Raw genomic sequence first — 23,005 nt, forward strand, 5'->3', positions numbered from 1 at the left:
CCTTTCGAAAGCTCAAATATACTTGGTTGAAAAGCTCATGAATTAAACCAATACAGCACCCCCGTCGATAATCAATGATTGACCCGTGGTATAGGTTTGTGTCATCAAATAAACAAATGCTTGTGCAATGTCTTCTGGTTTACCCACTCTTTTTAACAGCAGGGTATTTTCCAAATGTTTGAAAAAAGCTTCGCGGTCGCTATCGTTCATATTACCCCAAAGATTGGTATCAATAATTCCGGCGGCAATATTGTTTACCCGTATCGGAGCCAGTTCTATTGCCATCGCTTTTGTAAAAGCATCCATAGCACCACAAATCGAAGCACCCAAACTATACCCGGCAGCAGGACGTTGTCCGAAATTGCCACTCATTAAGTTAATGCTTCCGCCTTCATTGATATATTGCTTACCATATTTAATCGCTGCAAACGCACCCCAAAAACGAATGGTAAAAAAGTCCTTTCCTTTTTCTATTTCCGTATCATCAACCATGCTCATGGATATATTTTCGCCAGCCGTATAAACCAAGTGATCGAAGTTGCCTATCCCGGCAAAGAACTCTCTTATATTTTCTTCTTTATCAAGGCTAATAGCAAAACCTTTACTGTTTTTAGGCAAAGTTTCCAATGCTTTGTCAATTCTTTGCTGATTACTAGATACTATAATGACTTCCGCACCATAAGATGCCGCTGCTTGGGCGGTTGCCAGTCCTAATCCAGAACTTCCGCCAAGAATAATTACTCTTTTATTTGTTAATGTTTTCATTTTAATGTTGTTTTGATTGTTAATTACCTCTTGAGAATTTTAATATTTTGCCTGTCCTATTTCCAGTTGGTAAAATTTACCCTCTTTGTTCAAATGGAATTTAAAGTAGGTCTTAAAGTCTCCCCACGTATCACTATGAAATCTTCCATAAATATTCATTCCATTATTTTCCACCTTGTCAATAGTGATAAAACGTTCATGTCCAATAGCTTCGCTAGAAAATTTCTTAAAATCTCTAAGATGACCATCATCCAATAGTTTTGTATCAGTAGTGAAAAATGACAACCAAAGCGTCGTATCGCCTTTTTGCCAGGCTTCAATAGCAGCCTGTACTTTTATATTCTTGATTTTTGTGAAATCCATTTGTTTAATAATTTGATGGTTGTGGTTACCAATCTGCCCGCAGGCTTGTAAAAAACACAGGAGCAAAACTGGTACGATAGATTTAAATCCATTCATTCTCTGATTATTGATTGGCACCCCCGTTTACTAACAGGTGCTGTCCGTTGACAAAAGAAGAAAGATCACTGGCAAAGAATTCTGCAATGTTTGCGACATCTTCTACTTCAGCCAGCCTTCCCATTGGGCAACTGTCTATCAATGATTTTCGGAGCTCGGGATAACTTCCTTTTTCTGCAAAAATTCCTGAATGGTCCACAGCAAATGGTATAATCGAATTGACAGTAACGCCACGGTGTCCGATTTCTTTGGACAGGACATCAACTAAATAACGTGGAGTAGTCTTACTTCCTCCATAAACCGCCATCCCTGGAATAGGAAAAGCTGTAGTACTAGATGCTATATATATAATTCGTCCATTGTCTTCTATATTTAATGCCGCATGCTGCATGGTAAAATAGCTACCTTTCGTATTTATAGAAAATAAGCGATCAAATTGCTCTTCAGTAAATTCTGTAACTGGAGTTTCTACCATTTCAATTCCGGCATTTGCTACCACAATATCAATTTTACCGAATTCTTTTTTTGCTTCTGCAAAAAGTCGTTTAATATCATCTACTTTACTTACATCGGCCTGAACAGAAATAACCTTCACTCCCATAGCACGAATATTACTTTCGACCTCTTTAACGGAAGCTGTATCTTTGGAATAATTCAGGACAATATCTGCACCCAATGCAGCATAACGTTCTGCTATGGCTCTTCCCAGCCCTCTGGCAGAACCCGTAATAAGGGCTACTTTATTATTTAATGAATACATGTTTATTTATTTTAAAATTTAAGCCATTCCACCATTGATCCCGATATTTTGAGCATTGATCCATTTTGCTTTGTCACTGGCAAGAAAAACGATAGTATCTGCGATATCTTCCGGTTGGCCTATTCTGCCAAAGGGATTAAGTGACGCTAAACGATCTATCGTTTCTTCTGATTTGCCATTGAGGAACAATGCCGTAGCAGTGGGTCCCGGAGAAACAGAGTTAACATTAATGCCACGGCCTATCTCTCTGGAAAAAACTTTTGTCAGTTGTTCAACTGCTGATTTTGTTGCTGTATATGTGCCATACCCTGGCAGCATCATACGGTTTACGGACGTTGAGAAATTAATGATACAGCCGTTTTCTGCCAGGCGATTTGCTGCTTCGCGTAAGGTATTGAATACCCCTTTAACATTTATACTGAATTGGCGTTCAAAATCTTCATCTGTTGTATCCTTAATTAATTTTGTCATCATGATACCTGCATTGTTCACAAGGATATCAATGTGACCATAGTACTCCATGGCCTTGTCAAAAAGAGTTTTAACATCTTCACTTTTACTTACGTCAGCCTGGATAGCGGTAGCCTCACCACCTTGTTCTTTAATCATATTCACAACATTTTCTGCGTCAGCAAAGCTTCCTGCATAATTGACAATCACTTTAGCCCCTGCTAAAGCTAATTTTTTAGCAACCTCCGCTCCAATTCCTTTGGATGAGCCTGTCACGATTGCTACTTTGTTGGTTAGTTCTTTCATTGTTTCGATTATATTTGTTAAAATTATGGGTATGTCGGCTACTTAAACCATTGGAAATTTGATGCCTGATATATCAGCACATTTCTTAAGGAAAAGCTCTTGTAAATCCGTGTTGTTAACATCCGGATGCGTAACTTCTAATTTTTTATGGTAAAAATACTTTCCGGAAGTCTGGACTTCCTGATCGGTGGATGCAGCTAGCCAGACCTGTGTTTGCGGGGCGTCTTCCAGGCTGTCTGGCGCTCCGGGACCTCCCATTTTGGTAGCTACCCATCCTGGCTCCAATGCACTGGAAAATACATTCTTCCATTTGTTAGCAACAGCAAAGGCTAGAAAAACGTTGTGGAGTTTGGAATCGGCATAAGCCTGAAAGCCATTCCAAGGTTTATGTTCCCAAAGTATATCAGTCAAACTACTATCTCCATCTCTATGAAGCCCACTACTGAGGTAGATCAATCTTTTTGGTCTTTCAATGAGTGAGGTCAGTATATATGGGGCTAAACTATTTATGGCAAAGACATGAGGTAGCTTGTCCTCTGTCAGTATTTTTTTTCCTTCAGTATATCCAATTGCAGCATTATGAATTATTGCGTCAAACTCACCTGTTGCATTAGCTTTAGCAGCAAGTTCAACCGTTTCCGCTATACTGGAAAGATCGCCGATAAGTACTGATTCCGCTTTTGGATTAGCTTTTAATGCATCCTTTGCCCTTTTTTCATTTCTTGCATGAAGTACAACCTGGTGTCCTTCTTCCATTAATAATTTTGCGGCCATCATACCAAGTCCGTCTGATGATCCTGTTATAAATATTCGTCCCATTTTATTCGGCTTTAATTTGTCAAAAGCATTTTGCTATTTGATGAAACAAAATTAGAACCTGGATGGAAGTAAATTCTTACGCCAAATAAAGATAGAGTTTCGAATTTTAAAGAACGGAGGACTTTCGGTATTGAACAGGTGAAATCCCTTCGTGTTTTTTGAAGAATGTGCTGAAATGCGCGGATTCTGAAAAGCCTAGTTTATAGCTGATTTCTTTGATAGGTATTTCTGGGTTTTGAAGAAGTGCTTTTGCTTCGGAAAGTGTTTTATCTGCAATCCAGATCGCAATGGATTTCCCAGTCTTGTTTTTGATTACACTGCTCAAATAATTGGGATGAAGATGTTGTGCTTCTGCATAATCCTGAACCCTGAATACTGTCTCAACCCTACCGGAACTTATATCCCTGTAATGTTGTTCCAACATCCGTTTAAAGCTTATAACTATAGTCGAACTTCTGTTACCTTCATAAATTGGATTGTAATCAATCCAAATATGCTCTTTGATTTTAAACAAGAGAATTGCTAAGAAATGTCCAATTATATTATACTTGGCAATTGACTTTCCTTTGTATGTTTTATGAATTAAACTTGTGATATATTTAAGTTCCTGAAAAAAACTATCAGAAACTACTTTGGGTCTCACGATTTCCGTCAGAAGAAATGGGAATTCCGTATACACATCTCTGCCAATATACTTTTTTAAAAACGTTTCATCAAATGTGATCAATAAAACATCGTTTATCTCTGTCCAACTAAATGTTCTGAAATTACTTGGATTCGTAAAATAAACGGAGTTTGGAGCAACATCAAAGGAATATTCATCGATAGAGTATTTTCCCTGACCATTCTTTACAAGCAAAAAAGAAAAGAAATTAGGTCTGAAAGAAGAAGAACTATAAGGTAAGCTGAATCCAATTTCATTGAGATTGAAAATGGTAAAACCTTCCGTGAGTTCAAATAGATCTACGGGTAACTCCAAAGTCTTATAAAGTTCGTACAGAGAGTTGGATTCAATATTTTTAGACAAGTTCACCAATTCAATATTTAAGGATTATAAATTTAAAATTTTTTGAGAACATCAATATATTCAGCAGACTGAAATAAAGAGGACTTAGATCATACTACAAAATTGCTGATATATTCTCTGATCGGATTATCCATAATCCGGATTATTTTATTCAAAATGAAGATTAACAAAACGAATGGAGGTTTTTAAAAGCTCCCATAGATAGCCCATATTACAGTAACACTTCCTAACCTGCTCCTGTAACAATTGCGAATTTTGTTTCCATATGTACTACAAGCCACTTCCCTAATAGTATGTGATAAACAAAAGCTATCCAGATTGATTGCATCTAGAAAATCTGTGTTTGTAATATAGATTAGAAAAAAAACGCAAATGATTGAAAATCAAAAATATAATTAAAAATAATGAAATTTTAAATTAATTATCCATTAATTTTTTCGCCCCTTTCAAATGTCTCATAATACTGTATTGCTTTTTGTTTTAATGGATTTGTACTCCATTCTTCCCATTCTCCAGTGTAAGGATTATAGCCACACTTTAAAGGCTTGGAAGTATCTAATTCTTCTTTGTTAGTATGGGTTTGTTCTGTGTATGCTCTGCAATCGGTACATATATAACGGAATTCACAATCTTTACAGACTTCGATACTATCTTTGGTTAAGTTCCAATATTTTTTAAATTCAGGATGATCTAAAGCATTTTTTAATGTTGTATCTTTTATATTTCCAAAATTTTGAGCCATTGAGGGGCAGTTTTTAATATTGCCATCAAAATCTATTGCTATTTTTTTGTAAAGGCAAGAATTGTATTGCTGTGCCTCTAAATAAAAAAAGCGATTAAGGTTAACATTTTTTAAATCAATTAGCCCACAACTCAAAGGAATTGTAATTCTATTTTTAATAATACTTAAGTAAACATGGTCTAATATCTGAAAATCTTGCTCTTCGGATGAATGTAGTATAAAATGAAGAAATTTATTTGAAATTTTAAAATGATTTTCTTTCACAAATGAAAGAAGCTGAACATCATATTTTACAACAATTGATATTTCATTGATATTAGAATCATTAAGCTGTTCTATTTTAGAAATTATTTCTATTATTTCGTTTACTCTTACTTCTGAAAATCTGATTTGTATGTATTTAATCTTTAAACTACAAATCTGCTGTACTAAATTGTCATTGAAAATACCAGAACTATTAATATCTAAAATTAAATAATCAACATAAGAAGGTGTTTCATTAAAATAAGAGGTGCTTTGGAAACTCTGCAATTCTTTTCTAGAACTTATTATAAATCCTAAATTGTTGTCAATGATAAAATTCAGGTATTCTTCTAAAACCTCTAAACTATCATGGTCTAATTGCTTTTTTAATACAGCATAATTTTGCTTTTCATTTGATAGTAAGTCAAAGAAAGCATTCGGAATAAGCTTTAAAAAGCCTGTATTAGTATCAAAAATAATAGAATTTTTAATACCTTTAGTAATTTTAACGGAGTCAAATAGTTTTAAAAACATCTTTAATACAAAAGTGAATAATGTTTTGGTGAACGGGAAATTTTTGTCTTGTTGCTTTTTTTAGCTGTATTTTTAGAATATTTAACTTGGGATACGAAAATTTAAAATTTCCATCAATTATGCTCTATGTTTTATTGGAAATATTAATTTTAAAATTTAATGGTGATTAGAATTATTAATTTTTGACAAACACCATTTGGTGCTCTAAAATAATCAACATGAACTTGCTTTATTAATTTTCGGAGAGGAAATTTTCATTCCTATTATAATTTATGCATAATAAGATAACACAAAGAACAATGTACCTTGCAATTTTTAATAAAATAATTTATGTGGTATTGATGTTGTTTTCGTAGATACGGTTACTTCCCGATACAGAATTTTGAGAAAATATTTCCCAACACCTCATCATTTGTGACTTCCCCTGAAATTTCCCCTAAATGTTCCAACGCATTACGCAGTTCATACGCCAATAATTCCGTAGAGATCTGGAATGTAATCGCTTCTTTCACTTTATGAACAGCATCCAAAGACTTTTGCAACGCTTCAAAGTGGCGTTGATTGGTAATAACCACATTATTTTCTTCGGATTTTAACTGTTCCACATAAGAAGACAATTCATTTTTAAGATCCTGAATATTCTGGTTCTCAACTGCTGAAATCTTGATAAAATCAAAATCATTGGCAATTGCTTTTCGGAAAATATCTTCTACCGCTTCATATTTTGTGGGAATTACTTCATCGATCTTGGTCGCACAAATAATCAGCTTCAAATCGTCTCTCAGCAAAGATTGGATCATTTCGATATCTTCTGAAAAATCTTCTGTTGCAGCATCGGCCAGATAGACCAGAATATTGGCATTTTCCACCTTTTCCTTGGCTTTTTTTACTCCAATAGCTTCGATTTCATCTGCTGTTTCACGCAATCCTGCGGTATCGATCAGACGGAAAGCATGACCTTTGATATGCAAAACTTCTTCGATCGTATCCCTGGTTGTTCCCGCAATATTGCTGACGATAGCTCTTTCTTCTTTTAATAAAGCGTTGAGTAAAGTGGATTTTCCAGCATTTGGCTTTCCGATGATCGCAACAGCTGTTCCATTTTTGATGGCATTTCCATACTGGAAACTTTCAATAAGAGAATTTAATTTTATTTCGATTTTGTTCAATAATTGAGTCAGGGCTGTTCTGTCTGCAAACTCTACGTCTTCTTCGGCAAAATCAAGCTCCAGTTCAATTAAAGAAACGAAATTCAGAAGATCGGTTCTTAATAACGATATCTCGTTGGTAATCCCTCCTTTCAGCTGATTGATTGCTACTTTTCTGGAGGCCTCATTTTCAGATGCAATCACATCCGCAATGGCTTCTGCCTGGGAAAGGTCAATTCTTCCATTGATGAAAGCACGAAGCGTAAATTCTCCTGCTTTGGCCATTCTCGCCCCGTTTTTGATCAGGGTTTCAAGGATACGTTTTCCAATGTGCGGCGAACCGTGAAAAGCAATCTCCACTGAGTTTTCAGTAGTGAAACTTTTCGGAGCCAGGAAAATGGAAAGCATCACCTCATCAATCGCTTCTTCCCCATCCATGAAATAACCGTAATGGATAGTATGGGACTTTTGTTTCTCCAACTGCTTTGTCGGAAAACTTTTCTGAACTATCGGTAAAGCATCATTTCCGGAAACTCTTATGATTCCCAGAGCTCCTATTCCATTGGCTGTAGCCAGTGCACAAATGGTATCGTTATTCATAGTGCAAAGGTAAGTTTTTTAGCGGCAATTTTTGCAGTAGAAAGTCATACGGATTGTCTATGTGAAAATTATACATTTTAAATTGGAGATGAAAGAGCTTCACATTGAGCAATCATCATTTATCAATGAGCAATTATTTAAAAATCAGTACCTTTATATACACTAAAAACTGTTAATCATGCCACCAAAAGTTATCAACCGTTACCATTTCCAGGTGGAATGGGGCGGAAACAGAATCGATTTTCTGGAAGTTTCCGGATTAGACATGCACATTGATGTTATTTCCGTAAGAGAAGGAAGTTCCAAGCTAGACTCAGAAATGAAAACACCGGGATTATTAAAATTTTCCGATGTCACCTTAAAAAGAACCATTGTAAAGGGAGATAACGATTTCTTCAACTGGATCAGAACAAAATATTTCGGAAGTGTGGAAAGACGCGATGTGGTAATCAAGTTGCTCGATGATCAGCATAATCCATTAATCGTCTGGAAACTTCAGAATTGCTTTCCTTCCCAATACATCGGACCTGTATTGATAAGTAATGATTCTCAGGTAGCTACGGAAAGCCTTGTGCTGACTCATGAAGGAATGTCTATTGAGAGCATAAAATAAAATCACCTCAGAAATGAGATGATTTTACCGCTTTTGAATTTACTAAGTTATATGAAGTTATGAATGATGTTTTTGATAGGACAAAGATAGAACCTGCCTCATTTCAATATCTCAGGAAAATCCCTATAGCGATATCCGTAAAAATACGGTAAATATAAAAAGCCCGGCAACAAATGTTGCCGGGCTTTTTATATTTATTTTTTATTAATTAAAGCGGGCTTACTAATTGTAAAAACCAATCTTTAACCTCACCTTCCAGATAAGGGCCTATTTTCTCCTCGCATGTCTTATGATAAGCATTTAACCACTCAATCTCTTTTTCTGAAAGGATTTCTTTTACAATAGTATCCTTGAAGAACGGACAGAACGTCAGTGTTTCGAATTCATAAAACGTTCCGAATGGTGTTTTTTCTGATTCCTTTACCGCAATCAGATTCTCATGACGGATTCCGTATTCTCCCTCTACATAAAAGCCTGGCTCATTGGAACAGACCATTCCCGGAAGCAGTTCCTGCGGATTCATATCTTTTCTGATATTCTGAGGACCTTCGTGTACATTCATAAAGCTTCCCACTCCATGTCCGGTTCCATGATTATAATCTTTTCCTTCCATCCAAAGAGGAAGTCTTGCAATAGCATCCAATTGTACTCCTTTCGTTCCTCTTGGGAATTTTACCATAGACAAACGGATCATTCCCTGTAAAACTAAAGTTGAGTTTCTTTTGAATTCTTCAGAAACGGCCCCTAAAGCTAATGTTCTGGTAATATCCGTAGTTCCTTCGAGATATTGACCTCCTGAATCTACCAGGATACTTGCATCGTTAGTAACCTCTTTGCTACCTTCGCTTTTTGCCGAATAATGCATGATGGCACCATTATCCTTATATCCTACGATACTTCCGAAACTTTCTCCTACAAAATTTTCTCCTTCTGCACGGAAGCCTCTTAATTTTTCTCCGATAGAATATTCATTCATGGCCTCTTTTCCGGCATTATGAGTTAGCCAGTAAAGGAATTTCACCATCGCTACCCCATCTCTTACCATTACCTTTCTGAACCCCTCCAATTCAGCCTCATTTTTCTGGGCTTTCATCAGATTTCCTGGAACAGCAGCTTTGATAAACTGGTTATCCGCTTTTAATGTTTCAAAAATCAATTGATTACTGTTCGGAGAAACCAATACTTTTTCATTCCTGAATGTTTTCAGATGATTGAAAAACTCTTCATAAGGCATCATTTTCACAAAGGAATCATCCAGTTGTTTTCTGGCCTCCACTTCCAGCTTTTCAAGATCAGTAAATAAAATTGCATCGTTTTTAGTAATGATGATATATCCTAAAAACACAGGATTACTTTCCACATCACTCCCACGTAAATTCAACGTCCAGGCTACATCATCCAGACTTGAAATGACATGAACCGTAGCTTCCTGATCTTCCATTTTCTGGCGGATCGCCGCAATTTTATCGTTCACGGATTTCCCTGCCCTTTCCACAGGATGCACGAATATCGGGTTCTTAGATGGGGTTCCTCTTTCTTTCCATACCTGCTTTAAAAGAGGAAGATCCACTAAGGTGATATTTTTTGAATTTAATTTTTGTGAAAGCAGTTCCCAGTTTGCATTGGAAGCTGCTAAAGCGTTTACTGCCACCTTTCCGCCTGCAGGAATTTCAGAAATGATCCAGTCGATATAGTTGGGTGTTCCTTCAATCCCGTCTTTGAAAAGGTCAATTCCAGAGCCTTCTAGTTCAATGGCAGCCTGGGTAAAGTACCTTCCGTCTGTCCAAAGTCCGGCTTTATCTTTAGTTACTACCACAAATCCTGCGGAACCTAAAAATCCTGATAACCATGCTCTTTCCTGCCACTCTTCCGGCAAGTATTCGCTCATATGCGGATCGGCTGAATATACTATAAATGCATCAACATTATTTTTCTGCATTTCTTCACGAAGCGCAGCTACTTTTTCCTTTGAAGTCATTTTCTAATTTTTAAAAACCGAAAGTTACAAAAAATTTAATGTCGAAACCCTGCACTACATTAAATGATAAATTTTTAAGATAAATCAAATATTCACATAATTTCAATACACAAAAACAACAATTACCATTAATAATATAACATTTTGGAAAGATTCTTGCTATATCTTATCATATGAAAAAGCAGAATTATAAAAATCACAGGAAATATTATCCGCCGCATCATTTTATTTATCTTCCTTTATTGATTTTGCTCGAAGTTCTGGGCGTTTACAATATCTGGAATGATCCTCAGCATAAACTGGTCTGGATTTTATTTTCCATTATTATTTCCCTGCTTTTTTATCTGGCCATTATGGTCAGGCAGCATTATGCATTGGGGATTCAGAACCGTGTCGTTATCCTGGAATTCAGACAGCGGTATTTTGAAATGTTCAATACAAGATCAGATGATGTTGTCGAGAAATTGAGCTTCAGTCAGATTGCCGCTTTAAGATTTGCTGAAGATGAAGAGTTTAAAGAACTCTTGTATAAAGCACTTCATGAAAATATTTCAGGAGATGAGATCAAAAGATCTATTACAATCTGGAAGCCCGACCATCAAAGAGTGTAATACTAATCACCAAATATAAATATCATGAAAAAGTTAAGTTTTTACGGTTTTAGCATATTCAGTTTATTACTATTAACCAGTTGTGAGGCAGTGGAGACCATTTTCAAGGCCGGAATGTGGTGGGGAATACTTTTAGTCTGTGCAGTTGTCGTTATTCTTTTTTTAATCTTTTCGAAGGGTAGAAACTCTTAACCACACCTTATGGAGAAGAATACAGAACTGGAACTCATTTCCCACCTGAAGCCTTCAAAAATCGTCAAAATCATGAATGATCCGGAAGCTTCTGCAAAGGCGGTACATCTAGTATATACTACCGATGCAGAAACCGCCGGAATCACCAGGAAAAAGACAGGAAAAAAATATTCATATTATTATAAGAACGGGGAAAAGATCACGGATAGAGACGAAATATCAAGGATCAATAAACTGGTTATTCCTCCCGCATGGGAAAATGTATGGATCTGCGCATTGGAGAATGGTCATCTTCAGGCAACAGGTCTTGATGCCAAGAAGAGAAAACAATACCGTTATCATCCGTTATGGAGCGCTTTAAGAAATCATACGAAGTTCTACAGGATGCTTCAGTTCGGGTACGCATTACCACAAATGCGGTTACAGATTGAAAAAGATCTTGCGTTGAGGAATTTTGAAAAAAGGAAGATTCTTGCCCTCATTGTAAGCTTAATGCAACGAACCAATATCCGAATCGGGAATAATGCTTATGAAAAATTATACGGCTCCTTCGGATTAACCACTCTTAAAGACAAACATGTAAAAATTAACGGACAAAAAATTACTTTTTCTTTTAAAGGTAAGAAAGGGATCATGCACAATATTGATTTAAGAAGCCGGAGATTGTCCAGATTAGTGCAAAAATGTAAAGATATTCCCGGAAAAGAGCTTTTCCAATATTATGACGATGAAGGAAACCGTCATTCCATAGATTCCGGGATGGTGAATGAATATATCAAAGAAATCAGCGGGGAAGATTTTACGGCCAAAGATTTCAGGACATGGTCAGGAACCGTAAGTGCTCTGATCGCATTTAAAGAGATAGGCTACGCCGAAAGCAATGCTGAATATAAAAGCAAAGTAAAAGAGGCGTTAGATATTGTAGCGTCTCATCTCGGCAATACTGTCGCAGTCTGCAAAAAGTACTATGTCCATCCTTTAGTGATCAATCTGTATGAAAATAATACTATAAAAAAATACCTTGATGAGCTGGAAGTTATTGAAGCCAATGATGACAAAGCGGATCTTACGCAGGAAGAAAAACTGGTGCTCAAAATATTAGAAAATGAAAAGATGTAATAGTATTTTGTCAATAAGTGAACAGTCAATTTATTTCATAGTCAATTTCTTATCTGATTCGGAAATTCGCTATTCACTTACGAAGTAAAATTGACTATTGACATCAAATAATTGTTGTAAATTTGTATCATTCGCAATTAAAAATAATACAACATAATATGTCAAAAGCAATTTCGCAAGTACCATTAGCAGTAAACGAGCCAGTAAATTCTTATGCCCCGGGTTCTCCGGAAGTGAAAAGCCTTATCGCCACTTACAAAAAAATGTGGGCGGAAAAGACAGAAATTCCAATGGTGATCAATGGGAAAGAAGTAAGAACGGATGATAAAGTTCAGCTTCAGTCTCCTCAGGATCATGCTCATGACTTCGGGTTTTACCACAGAGGGACTATGCAGCATGTAGATGACGCCATCAATGCAGCATTGGCAGCAAAAAAAGAATGGAATGAGCTGGGTTGGGAACAACGTGCCGCTATTTTCTTAAAGGCAGCTGATCTTTTAGCAGGTCCATACAGAGATGTAATCAATGCAGCGACTATGATCGGGCAATCTAAAAATGTACATCAGGCTGAGATTGATTCTGCTTGTGAATTCATTGATTTCTTACGATTCAATGTAGAGTTCATGACGGAAATGTATTCTGAACAGCCGGTTTCTGACAATGGAATCTGGAATCGTGTGGAATACAGACCTCTTGAAGGATTCTGCTTTGCGGTAACTCCTTTCAACTTTACGGCTATTTCAGGAAACCTTCCTACTTGTATGGCGATGCTTGGAAACGTAGTAGTTTGGAAGCCTTCAGATAAGCAAATCTATTCTGCTAAAGTTATTATGGATGTTTTAACGGAAGCTGGCCTTCCTGCAGGAGTAATCAATATGATCTTCACAGACGGAAAAGAAACAGCTGAAAAAGTATTGGCACATCCTGATTTTGCAGGTCTTCACTTCACAGGATCTACGAGAGTTTTCCAGGGAATGTGGAAAATGATCGGTGACAATATTCATAACTACAGAACGTATCCGAGAATTGTTGGGGAAACAGGAGGAAAAGACTTCGTGATTGCTCACCCTTCATCGAATGTTGAGGCAGTGGCTACCGCTTTGGTAAGAGGTGCTTTCGAATATCAGGGACAGAAATGTTCTGCGGCTTCAAGAGCTTATATTCCTAAATCTCTTTGGGCAGATGTGAAAAAGGTAATGGAAACTCAGATTAACTCTATTAAAATAGGTTCTCCGGAAGATCCGTCCAATTTCATCAATGCTGTTATCGATAAGAATTCATTTGAAAAATGCAAAGGCTACATCGAAAGAGCGAATATATCCAGTGAAGCTGATGTAGTGATCGGTGGAAAATGTGATGATTCTAAAGGATGGTTTGTACACCCGACCGTGATCGAAACTACCAATCCTCATTATGAAAGTATGGTAGAAGAAATCTTCGGGCCTATCCTATCTGTATATGTTTATGAAGATCAGAACTGGAAAGAAACATTGAAACTGGTAGATTCTACTTCTCCTTATTCATTAACAGGTTCCGTTTTCGCACAAGACCGTTATGCGATCAATGAAGCTTTCAAAGCATTGGAAAATGCTTCAGGAAACTTCTACATTAATGACAAACCGACGGGTGCTGTTGTAGGGCAACAACCTTTCGGCGGAGGCAGAGCTTCCGGAACTAATGATAAAGCAGGTTCTAAAATGAACTTATTGAGATGGACCTCCGTAAGAAGTATTAAAGAAACGTTTGTTTCTCCTAAGGATTACAAGTATCCGTATTTGGGATAGTAATAAGTAATATAGGCTCCGGAAATTCCGGAGCTTTTTTATTTAACAAACTTTATATCATTTTATTCTTTTTTAATAGGCAGAAAGACGTATTCGGAATAATTATTGGACTTTCTTTATCACACCAAACAAAATAATTTATATGAAAAAGTTAATGTTAGCAGCCTTCGGGTTAGGATTACTCGCAGTAAGTTGTGGAACTAAAGAGTCCTCTATGTCATCCAGTAGTACCGATTCGACAGCAGTAGACAATACAAGACAAACTGTACCGCCTACTACGACAGATACAATGACTACTAAAACGACCAATCCTGACAGTATCAAGATTAAAATGGATTCAGCATCCACGACACCTGTTAAATAAATACAACATGTTTAACGTAAAATGGAAAATCCACGGATGAAAGTTCTGTGGATTTTTTTTATTCATGACCAGATAAGGTTGACAAACATCTTTTATCTTTATCTTATAATCATTATATTTGATTACTATCTTAAAATAATTATTATGAAAAAACTATGGATGGGAACAATAGTAGGCTTACTGTTTTTAGGAAGCTGCGCCCAGAATAAAGAAAAGAGAGAAGAGTTTAAAGAAAGCAGGAATAAAGACTCTTTAAGAAATAGTATGGGAGATACAGCGGTTGCCCATTCAGAACCAGCTCCTGCAACTCCTTCGGACACGGCCACTGTAAAAACCGACAGTTCCAAAACAAAATAAAAGATCACAAATCCGCAGCTTCGCTGCGGATTTTTTATTGTTCTGCAAAAAACAATAACAGTTCGTAACTATTTTCATTCTGGAACGACTTATGTGTTAACATAATTATTACATTTGTAGCCAATAAAAAGTATTATGAAAAAAATAGCCCTATTTTCTTCTCTGTTTATCGGAGCTTTTGCTTTTGCACAGGGAATCCAATTTGAAAACAGCAACTTCGCTACCATTTTAGCCAAAGCGAAAAAAGAAAATAAACTTATCTTTGTTGATGCCTATGCTTCATGGTGCGGACCATGCAAACTGATGGTAAAAAACATTTTCCCGCTTAAATCTGTAGGTGATTATTACAACAGCCATTTCATTAATGCTAAAATTGATATGGAAAAAGGAGAAGGAATTGACCTTGCCAAGAAATACAACGTAAAAGCCTACCCTACTTATTTATTCATCAACGGAAATGGAGAGGAAGTACACAGAACATTAGGCTATGTGGAAGAGAATGACTTTATCCAATTCGCAAAAGATGCAGAAGACCCTAATAAAACACTGGCCGCTTTAAAGCAAAAGTTTGAAAAAGGAGAAAAAGATCCTGAATTTTTAAAGAATCTTGCCGGATTAACAATTTATAACGATGCCGAGTTTGCCGGAAGAGTGCTGGAACGTTATTTCAAAGCTAAAACAGAACTGAACCAGGAAGATATTCAGATGCTGCTTTCCGCAACACAAAGTACAGACAGCCCATTGTACAAAATATTCCAGGAAAAGAAAGCAGATATTACTAAAATTCTGCCTGCAGATAAATATGACAAGTTCGATAAGAATATCAAATTGAATTCTGTGGTGAAGAAATCTTATAATACAGACACTAAGACCTGGAATGACAGCTATTTCATGGCTGAAGCTCAGAAATTCTTAAGTAAAGAGGAAGCAGCAAAAATTCTAACAAAAGTAAAATCAAACAGAGCTTTAAAAGAAAAGGATTTTGCTACATATGAAAAGCTGGCTTTGGAAACTTATAGAGATTATTCCGCAGCAAGTTCTGAAGAATTGAATTCTGTTGCATGGAATTTCTTTGAAAATGTTAACGACAAAACTTCTTTAGAAAAAGCAGTAGCTTGGGCACAGGAATCCGTAAAGAAAAATCAGAATTATGCCAATACGGATACTTTAGCCAATCTTTACAATAAGATCGGTGATAAAAAGAATGCAAAACTTTGGGCAGAAAAATCTATTGAACTGGCAAAAAGCACAGGACAGGATTATGCAGACACTGAAAAGCTATTGAAAAGCCTTTAATATACAAATATCAATCGCCGGTTTTTAACTGGCGATTTCTTTTAATACACTATAAAACCACAAAAGTCGCAAAAGATTTTTACTGTATAATTTTTTTCTGAACACTTTAGTTACTTAAGCTGAAAGTCATGTCGTTTAAAGTTCACATAAGCCAAAAATCAGAGGTTTTCAATAAAACTAATGTGCTCTTATTCACATTGCTATAATGAACTTAAAATAGCTTACGTGTTAAAAAAACTTTTGTGACTTTTGTGGTTCAATAAAAAGTAAAAGTCCGCAGAAATTCTACGGACTTTTATATTGTAATCAATTTACTTTTTAGTACTCAAATAAAACACTTCCCCATGTAAATCCACTTCCGAATGCTGAAAGAAGAACAAGATCACCTCTTTTGATCTTTCCTTCCTCAATCGCTTCACTCAAGGCAATCGGAATAGAAGCCGCTGTTGTATTTCCATATTTCTGGATATTGTTATGGATCTTCTCATCCGGAAGTCCGAATTTCTGCTGCACAAACTGGGCAATTCTTAAGTTCGCCTGATGTGGAATGAACATATCCAGATCTTCAACCGTTTTTCCGGCTTTTTCAAGCGCTTCCATCATAGTTTCAGGGAATCTTGTTACTGCATGTTTAAACACAAAGTTTCCGTTCATGATCGGATATACTTCTTTGTTTGTTACATTTTCAGGTTCTTTTCTCATTCTGTCGCTCCACCCGAATTTAGAGCCCGGGAACTGCGTACACAGTTCATCGGCGTATTTTCCTTCAGAATGCATGTTCACCGCTAAAATATCTCCTGCATTTTCATCTTCAGTAGCCGAAAGGACAATAGCTCCTGCTCCATCCCCAAAAATAACGGAAACTCCTCTCCCTTCATCAGAGAAATCCAGTCCGAAAGAATGGATCTCCGCTCCTACTACTAAAATATTTTTATACGTTCCTGATTTGATGAAAGCATTCGCTACACTCATAGCATACACAAACCCTGAACACTGATTTCTAACATCCAGCGCTCCGATCGTATCACATCCCAACATATCCTGAAGCAAAACACCGCATCCAGGGAAGTAATAATCCGGGGATAAAGTGGCAAAAATAATATAATCGATATCCTTCGCTGTTAAACCCGCTTTTTCAAGAGCCTTTTCAGAGGCTTTGAATCCTAAATAAGCGGTGGTTTCCTGGGAATCATTTCTGTTTTTTCTATGTCTTCTTTCTTTAATACCTGTTCTTTCGGTGATCCATTCATCATTCGTGGTCATTAATTTTGCTAGATCATCATTCGTTACAACATTATCCGGCACATAAAATCCGATCCCTTTTATTGTACTTTTAATCATATAGTTTTTTAATTTTGGCAAAGATAAAACTTATTTAACACATAGTTTTTCAAAATATTAGTATTTTTACTTTATGCCAATTAATACGATATACAGAGATTCCCAATGTGAATGGGTAGACGTGGAGGCTCCTACGTTGGAAGACCTGAAATTCCTTCATGAAAGATATGAGATCAACAACCTCCTTTTGGAAGATACTCTCGATCCTAATCACCTTCCCAAATTTGAAGAGGACGGCAATGTAAAATTTTTCCTGTTGCGTGAAAGCACCGAGCTGGAAAGAAAGAATCTCAACACTATTAGTGATATCAGTACCAAAATCGGGATCTTCCTTTTGAATCACACCATCATTACGATTCACAGGATGAAAACCAAAAGCATCACTGAAACCAAAAATCAGATTTCCAGTACAGACATGGAGGCATCTCCTGAAAAAATTGCATTAATGATCGCTTTACTGGTAATGAAAAGTTTTGATGATGAGTCGGTGAGCTTAATGGAAACCATGGATAATATCGAAAATGAAATTTTCCTGAAAAACACCAATCATACCAACCAGATCAGACGATTGTATAAACTGAAAAGAAAATCCGGACTTAATTCAAGGGTTCTTACCATTTCCACGGATGCCATTGATAAATTTAAGCTGCTTGGATTACAGGATTCAGAGGTATTCGATTTAAAGGATAAACATAAAGACGTTGTCGCCGATTTTGACCATCTGAATTTGCAGATCACCAACCTTATTTCCATGTTTTTGGCTCTATCTGACCAGAAAGCCAACCAGGTCATGAAAGTTTTAGCTATTTACTCCGTTTATTTCTTACCGATAACGTTTATTGCCGGGCTCTACGGGATGAATTTTGATAATATGCCGGAACTTCATCATAAGAACGGGTATTTTTTCACTTTGGGCTTAATGGCTCTCATTGTAATTATCACTTTTATTTATGCCAGAAGAAAACAATGGTGATTTTACGTATGCATTAGCGTAAAAACACCCATGCTTTGGAATGCGGATTACATTAATTTTATAGTATAAAAATGAATAACCCAATAGCAGTAGATATATTATGTTAAATAATAAGACGGCAAAGTAATTTACTCCCATAATATGATTCACTGCACACCAACCAAACACTATATGACCTATGAAAACCGATATGTTGAACAATGTTCTCGAAGAGAAATTTCTCTCTCAGGAATCTAAAGACAAGCTCACTGCTTTACATGAAAATATTTCATCCAAAGAGTTTTCAGACCTACTGGATGCAGAAGGTAACCAATATGTAGAATTTGTGCAGGAAGGAGGCGGAGTTTGGGGAAGCGCGCTCGTTGGTTATCTATACAGTCTGGAAATTTTTGGGATCCGTTTTCTGAAGGTGGCCGGAACCAGTGCAGGAGCTATCAATACCATGTTGATTGCGGCTTGCAGAACCAAAGAAGAAGCAAAAAGCGATGTGATCAAAGATATCCTTTTCAACTGGGATTTTTCTGATTTTATGGATGGAAAACCTTATGTAAAGTCTATCATTCATGCTATGCTGAATAATAAGAATTTCCTGAAGATCAACGCTATGATCGCCGCCGTAATTATGATCATTCTTCTCATTATTCCTTTTGCCACTCCTTCTGAAACTTCATTGCGAACTAAACTGCTTTTCCTTATTCCATTGATCCCTGTATTTATCACTTTTTTGTGTGCTAAAAAATTCTATAACGATTTTAAAAAGCAGAATAGCGGTTTAAATCCCGGAAATGCATTTTTAAACCAAATGACAGATGTTATGAAGGGTTTTGGAATAAAAACCGTTGCGGAATTGAATGAAAGATTTGTACAGAAAGAACAGAAACTTAACCTCAATTACCGTTACGGGAACGGCATGGAATATTACGCCATCGCCTTGAATAGCATTGAAGAGATCAAAGTGAATAACCTGGAGCACATTGACCTTACCCGGTATAGAATTTTCTATGAAAGTGCAGTCAATAATGATTATTATAAAAACAATCCTTTTTATCAGCTCAAATCAGAATATATTGTGATCACTACGGATATCAATGCTAAAATAAAAGTAGAACTGCCTACCATGGCCAATTTATATTGGTCCGAGGAAGAAATGAAAAAAATAAGTCCGGCGGAATTTGTGAGGGCTTCCATGTCCGTACCGTTTTTCTTCGAGCCTTTCCAAAAGATGATCGACAAAACTGATGATTCCGTAAAATACGCCTGGAAATTCTGGATGAACACGAAACCGGAAGACATCAATCCTGTGGGTGTATTCATAGATGGCGGGAGTATCTCTAACTTCCCTATCGATCTTTTCCATTCCAGCGACATTTTCTTCCCACGAATGCCCCTGTTCGGAGTACAGCTGACCAGCGATTCCGATATTCTTTCCGAAAAAGGGAAAACCAGCGAGGAACTGCTGAAAACGCCCCTTTCATTTGCCGGAAATATCATCGGAACCCTGAAAGGCTTTAATGATAAAACGTTTCTTACCAAGCATACTTTTTATCATCTTTTCAGCATACAGACCGTGAACTGCGGAACGAGCAACTGGCTTAACTTCTTTATGAAAAAAGATGAAAAAGAAGAGCTTTTTAACCGTGGTTTCCGGGCTGCCCTTGATTTCCTTAATAATTTCGACTGGGAACGCTATAAATGCGAAAGAATGATGCTTTCCATGAAGGAGAAAAAGATTTTGAAGGAAGAAGATACGAAGACGGTAGGGTAATTTTTTGGCTATACCCTTTCAAGAAAATCCAGATACATCGGAACACTTCTCTCGATCCATTCTTCAGAAGCATTCTTTTCAATATCGTAGTAAACAAAAATTCCTTTGTAATCTGCTTTGATATAATCAAAAGTAAGCTCAAAAGGAGCGGTAAGCTCTTTCATTGTGTATTTGTATTTTCCGGATGCGCTGTACCCTTCTTCATCAATTCCTGCGGTAATGGCTAAAGCAATTTTCTTTCCTCCTACCTTATAACCGCTTCTGCTTCCGTATGCCCAACCGTATAAAAGCACCTCATCGAACCATTTTTTCAAAAGCGGCGGGCTGCTGAACCAATAAAAAGGAAACTGAAATACAATGGTATCATAAGATTCTACTAATTGTTGTTCTTTCAATACATCAATAATTTCATTGGGATAAGCTTCATATAATGGATGAATGGTATATTTTTCAGGGTATTTTTCCAGTTCATTGATCCATCTTTTATTGATCACAGAACTTTGCATATGGGGATGAATGACAATAACTAATGTTTTCATTATATAAATTTCTTGTTACAAAAATAATAGTTGTAACTTACCCAATCAATAGTAGCTACCAATTGTAGGGTACTATAAAAAATGTAAGTAATGACTAAAATAAAAGAAACTTCCACCCATTCCGCTAATAAAAAAGCGCTTGCCGATGAGTGTCCGGAAGTATATGCTTCCAATATTATAGGGGGACAGTGGTCTTTAGCAATCTGCTGTTATCTCATTAACGGAAAATTGAGATTCGGGGAACTGAAAAAGAAACTCCCCAACATTACAGAACGTATGCTGACTCTTCAGCTCCGTAAACTGGAAGAAGACAAGATCATCACCAGAACCGTGTATGCGGAAGTTCCCCCGCGTGTTGAATATGAGCTTACTCCCATCGGCTATAAACTGCAATCTATTATAGAGGAGCTTGAAAAATGGGGAAAAGAGCATCAGGAAATCAATAAAACAATTGATTAATCATCAAAGATGTTCAAAATTATTGTATTTTGGAGATACTCAAATAATATAATAATACTACTTCCACAATGAAATTGAATATTCATAAGCCCTGTTCTGAAAAATGGGATGCTATGCAGGATTCACCTCATGGTAAATTTTGTGAGTTGTGTTCCAAACATGTGGTTGATTTTACAGACAAAACCGAAAAAGAAATCTGGGATATTTTTAACCGGGCCGGTGGAAAAGAGGTGTGCGGAAGGCTTCCTTTATCATTTTCAAAAATTGCAGCAGGCGTCATTTTAATTACCAACCTCACGTTTTCTCAGGGACAAACTCCTTCTCACTCTTTTGAAACGATCGAACAGAGCACAACAAGCTTTACCAAGCTATCCGGGAAATTGATTTTTAAGATCAATAAAAAAGAAATTCCCGGTGCGGAGGTAATTTTCATTCATAAAAATCAATATATTAAAACCCAAACTGATGAAAATGGAAATTTCACATTGGAAATCCCAAATGAACTCATTTCCAAAAAGAATGTTTTGTATTTCAATTTTAATGTGCTAAATGAAAAAACAATAGCCAATCCTGAAAGAAAAATACCTAATGTAGCAGGCGGAGATATTTATGAAAATACAACCATCATTTTTACCAAAGATGAAAAAATAATAGACAAAACTTTCGTGATAGAATCTCAAAAATTTTATCTGGGTGGAATTTCCATTATGACTGATTCTCCCCCTGACTATTATTTTTTTGATGGTAAAAATATCAGTGAAAAAAAGTTTAGAAAGTTGCAAGAAGAAAATCCCGGTTACTCTTATTTTGTTTTTGAAGGAAAAGAAGCACAAGCTATTGCCAACAAATCCTATATTAGAACTTTACGATTATTATATTCAAACAAAAGCCTCTGAATTCAGAGGCTTTTTTATTTATTCAGCTTCACCTTAAAAAGTTAAAATTTGAATTTTATGATCATACCACATAATAAGTTGCTTAATATTCAGTTAATATAATCACAGAATAAAATCATCAATCATAACAAAAAATTATTATTTAAAAATCAAAATTAATTCACTAACAGTAGATATTTATTACCAAATCACAAAATCAACATTAAATTTAAAATTATGAAAAAAACAGCTTTACCAAAACTCTTGTATTCAAGTACAACATGGCGTGGCAAGATTAATCTGCCCTGAATATCCCGGAAATCTATCACACTGAAATCATTTTTTAGTTGAACATAAAACGTAACATTTTAAAATTCTAAATCAATACAATACTAAACTACTTTTTATCTAATGAAAAAGAACAATAGAAATACTGTGATCCGGAAAAATATACTTTCCATTTCAGTTGCCATATTGCTTTACCTGCTTTTATCCGTTTTTTTTATTATAAAATACAATACCATCTATAGCCAAGTGTTTATGATCTTATTACTGGCTTTATTCATTTTTGTATTGGCAACGGTGAGGCTATCCTATCTTAAACTGGATATTTTACCGGAAAATTTGTTGATCAGGGAACAAAATATTCTTAATCATACTAAGATCAATCCTAAAAGATATCTGGATATTCCTTATGACTATATCAATGATTTCAAAATCAATAAAAATACGCTGAGCATCCATATCAAAAATTCGAGTGAGGTATCAAAGCTGAATTTTCCCATGCATTGTTTTTCTCCTTATGAGAAAAGAAAAATAGAAGAACTCTTATCAGAAAGAATTGTAAAAAGTATATAACTGCAAAATAGAACTTATTTGATATAAT

General features: G+C 36.1%; 23 protein-coding genes. 12 read left to right on the forward strand and 11 right to left on the reverse strand.

What is annotated here, in order from left to right; genetic code table 11:
* Nucleotides 1-42: 42 nt before the first annotated feature.
* The 8 genes from EGI05_RS05155 to mnmE all read right to left on the reverse strand — a co-directional run bounded on the left by EGI05_RS05155 (nucleotide 43) and on the right by mnmE (nucleotide 7,853).
* Nucleotides 43-789 (reverse strand): SDR family oxidoreductase, encoded by a 747-nt coding sequence (locus tag EGI05_RS05155; RefSeq protein ID WP_228428574.1) that lies wholly within the window; start codon nucleotides 787-789, stop codon nucleotides 43-45.
* A 15-nt stretch (nucleotides 790-804) separates the two neighbouring features.
* A complete protein-coding gene (locus EGI05_RS05160; protein WP_228428553.1) occupies nucleotides 805-1,224 on the reverse strand; it encodes a hypothetical protein in 420 nt (139 codons plus the stop codon).
* Between the two features lie 7 nt (nucleotides 1,225-1,231).
* Nucleotides 1,232-1,984 (reverse strand): SDR family oxidoreductase, encoded by a 753-nt coding sequence (locus EGI05_RS05165; RefSeq protein WP_123261980.1) that lies wholly within the window; start codon nucleotides 1,982-1,984, stop codon nucleotides 1,232-1,234.
* Between the two features lie 18 nt (nucleotides 1,985-2,002).
* Nucleotides 2,003-2,710 (reverse strand): SDR family oxidoreductase, encoded by a 708-nt coding sequence (locus EGI05_RS05170; protein WP_317125044.1) that lies wholly within the window; start codon nucleotides 2,708-2,710, stop codon nucleotides 2,003-2,005.
* A gap of 72 nt (nucleotides 2,711-2,782) precedes the next feature.
* The gene (locus EGI05_RS05175; protein ID WP_123261982.1) at nucleotides 2,783-3,559 is read right to left on the reverse strand and encodes an SDR family NAD(P)-dependent oxidoreductase; all 777 of its coding nucleotides are present in this window, start codon (nucleotides 3,557-3,559) and stop codon (nucleotides 2,783-2,785) included.
* 106 nt (nucleotides 3,560-3,665) lie between these two features.
* Entirely contained in the window at nucleotides 3,666-4,586 is a 921-nt protein-coding gene (locus EGI05_RS05180; protein ID WP_123261983.1) for a helix-turn-helix domain-containing protein, read from the reverse strand.
* Between the two features lie 421 nt (nucleotides 4,587-5,007).
* Nucleotides 5,008-6,105, reverse strand: coding sequence for a grasp-with-spasm system SPASM domain peptide maturase (gwsS, locus tag EGI05_RS05185; protein WP_123261984.1), 1,098 nt, complete (start codon nucleotides 6,103-6,105; stop codon nucleotides 5,008-5,010).
* A 362-nt stretch (nucleotides 6,106-6,467) separates the two neighbouring features.
* Complete coding sequence (gene mnmE / locus EGI05_RS05190; RefSeq protein ID WP_123261985.1) at nucleotides 6,468-7,853, reverse strand: tRNA uridine-5-carboxymethylaminomethyl(34) synthesis GTPase MnmE; 1,386 nt, start codon at nucleotides 7,851-7,853, stop codon at nucleotides 6,468-6,470.
* Between the two features lie 178 nt (nucleotides 7,854-8,031).
* Here mnmE and EGI05_RS05195 point away from each other — a divergent pair, with 178 nt between their 5' ends.
* Complete coding sequence (locus EGI05_RS05195; RefSeq protein WP_123261986.1) at nucleotides 8,032-8,466, forward strand: phage tail protein; 435 nt, start codon at nucleotides 8,032-8,034, stop codon at nucleotides 8,464-8,466.
* Between the two features lie 208 nt (nucleotides 8,467-8,674).
* On the opposite strand, the gene EGI05_RS05200 is transcribed toward EGI05_RS05195, so the two are convergent.
* Nucleotides 8,675-10,444: an aminopeptidase P family protein gene (locus tag EGI05_RS05200; RefSeq protein ID WP_123261987.1), complete on the reverse strand. Its 1,770-nt coding sequence runs from the start codon at nucleotides 10,442-10,444 to the stop codon at nucleotides 8,675-8,677.
* Between the two features lie 173 nt (nucleotides 10,445-10,617).
* Here EGI05_RS05200 and EGI05_RS05205 point away from each other — a divergent pair, with 173 nt between their 5' ends.
* The 6 genes from EGI05_RS05205 to EGI05_RS05235 all read left to right on the forward strand — a co-directional run bounded on the left by EGI05_RS05205 (nucleotide 10,618) and on the right by EGI05_RS05235 (nucleotide 16,167).
* Nucleotides 10,618-11,055, forward strand: coding sequence for a DUF6526 family protein (locus EGI05_RS05205; RefSeq protein ID WP_123261988.1), 438 nt, complete (start codon nucleotides 10,618-10,620; stop codon nucleotides 11,053-11,055).
* 201 nt (nucleotides 11,056-11,256) lie between these two features.
* On the forward strand, nucleotides 11,257-12,366 hold the full coding sequence (locus EGI05_RS05215; protein ID WP_123261990.1) for a DNA topoisomerase IB: 1,110 nt from the start codon (nucleotides 11,257-11,259) through the stop codon (nucleotides 12,364-12,366).
* A 158-nt stretch (nucleotides 12,367-12,524) separates the two neighbouring features.
* Entirely contained in the window at nucleotides 12,525-14,150 is a 1,626-nt protein-coding gene (gene pruA, locus EGI05_RS05220) for an L-glutamate gamma-semialdehyde dehydrogenase (RefSeq protein WP_123261991.1), read from the forward strand.
* Nucleotides 14,151-14,364: 214 nt separating this feature from the next.
* The gene (locus tag EGI05_RS05225) at nucleotides 14,365-14,514 is read left to right on the forward strand and encodes a hypothetical protein (protein WP_228428554.1); all 150 of its coding nucleotides are present in this window, start codon (nucleotides 14,365-14,367) and stop codon (nucleotides 14,512-14,514) included.
* Between the two features lie 144 nt (nucleotides 14,515-14,658).
* Nucleotides 14,659-14,871, forward strand: coding sequence for a hypothetical protein (locus EGI05_RS05230; protein ID WP_123261993.1), 213 nt, complete (start codon nucleotides 14,659-14,661; stop codon nucleotides 14,869-14,871).
* Between the two features lie 135 nt (nucleotides 14,872-15,006).
* Nucleotides 15,007-16,167: a thioredoxin fold domain-containing protein gene (locus tag EGI05_RS05235; protein WP_123261994.1), complete on the forward strand. Its 1,161-nt coding sequence runs from the start codon at nucleotides 15,007-15,009 to the stop codon at nucleotides 16,165-16,167.
* Nucleotides 16,168-16,485: 318 nt separating this feature from the next.
* On the opposite strand, the gene EGI05_RS05240 is transcribed toward EGI05_RS05235, so the two are convergent.
* The gene (locus EGI05_RS05240; protein WP_123261995.1) at nucleotides 16,486-17,508 is read right to left on the reverse strand and encodes a 3-oxoacyl-ACP synthase III family protein; all 1,023 of its coding nucleotides are present in this window, start codon (nucleotides 17,506-17,508) and stop codon (nucleotides 16,486-16,488) included.
* Nucleotides 17,509-17,581: 73 nt separating this feature from the next.
* Here EGI05_RS05240 and EGI05_RS05245 point away from each other — a divergent pair, with 73 nt between their 5' ends.
* Together EGI05_RS05245 and EGI05_RS05250 are read left to right on the forward strand one after the other, a co-directional pair.
* The gene (locus EGI05_RS05245) at nucleotides 17,582-18,481 is read left to right on the forward strand and encodes a magnesium transporter CorA family protein (protein ID WP_123261996.1); all 900 of its coding nucleotides are present in this window, start codon (nucleotides 17,582-17,584) and stop codon (nucleotides 18,479-18,481) included.
* A gap of 178 nt (nucleotides 18,482-18,659) precedes the next feature.
* Entirely contained in the window at nucleotides 18,660-20,246 is a 1,587-nt protein-coding gene (locus EGI05_RS05250; protein WP_123261997.1) for a patatin-like phospholipase family protein, read from the forward strand.
* 8 nt (nucleotides 20,247-20,254) lie between these two features.
* On the opposite strand, the gene EGI05_RS05255 is transcribed toward EGI05_RS05250, so the two are convergent.
* The gene (locus EGI05_RS05255) at nucleotides 20,255-20,785 is read right to left on the reverse strand and encodes an NAD(P)H-dependent oxidoreductase (RefSeq protein ID WP_123261998.1); all 531 of its coding nucleotides are present in this window, start codon (nucleotides 20,783-20,785) and stop codon (nucleotides 20,255-20,257) included.
* Nucleotides 20,786-20,875: 90 nt separating this feature from the next.
* Between EGI05_RS05255 and EGI05_RS05260 the strand changes: the two genes are divergently transcribed.
* The 3 genes from EGI05_RS05260 (at nucleotide 20,876) to EGI05_RS05270 (ending at nucleotide 22,977) form a co-directional block, all read left to right on the forward strand.
* Entirely contained in the window at nucleotides 20,876-21,244 is a 369-nt protein-coding gene (locus EGI05_RS05260; RefSeq protein WP_123261999.1) for a winged helix-turn-helix transcriptional regulator, read from the forward strand.
* A gap of 68 nt (nucleotides 21,245-21,312) precedes the next feature.
* Nucleotides 21,313-22,140, forward strand: coding sequence for a peptidase associated/transthyretin-like domain-containing protein (locus EGI05_RS05265; protein ID WP_123262000.1), 828 nt, complete (start codon nucleotides 21,313-21,315; stop codon nucleotides 22,138-22,140).
* Between the two features lie 390 nt (nucleotides 22,141-22,530).
* Entirely contained in the window at nucleotides 22,531-22,977 is a 447-nt protein-coding gene (locus EGI05_RS05270) for a hypothetical protein (RefSeq protein WP_123262001.1), read from the forward strand.
* The last annotated feature ends 28 nt before the right edge of the window (nucleotides 22,978-23,005 follow it).

Source organism: Chryseobacterium daecheongense, assembly GCF_003729955.1.
Lineage (GTDB): Bacteria > Bacteroidota > Bacteroidia > Flavobacteriales > Weeksellaceae > Chryseobacterium > Chryseobacterium daecheongense.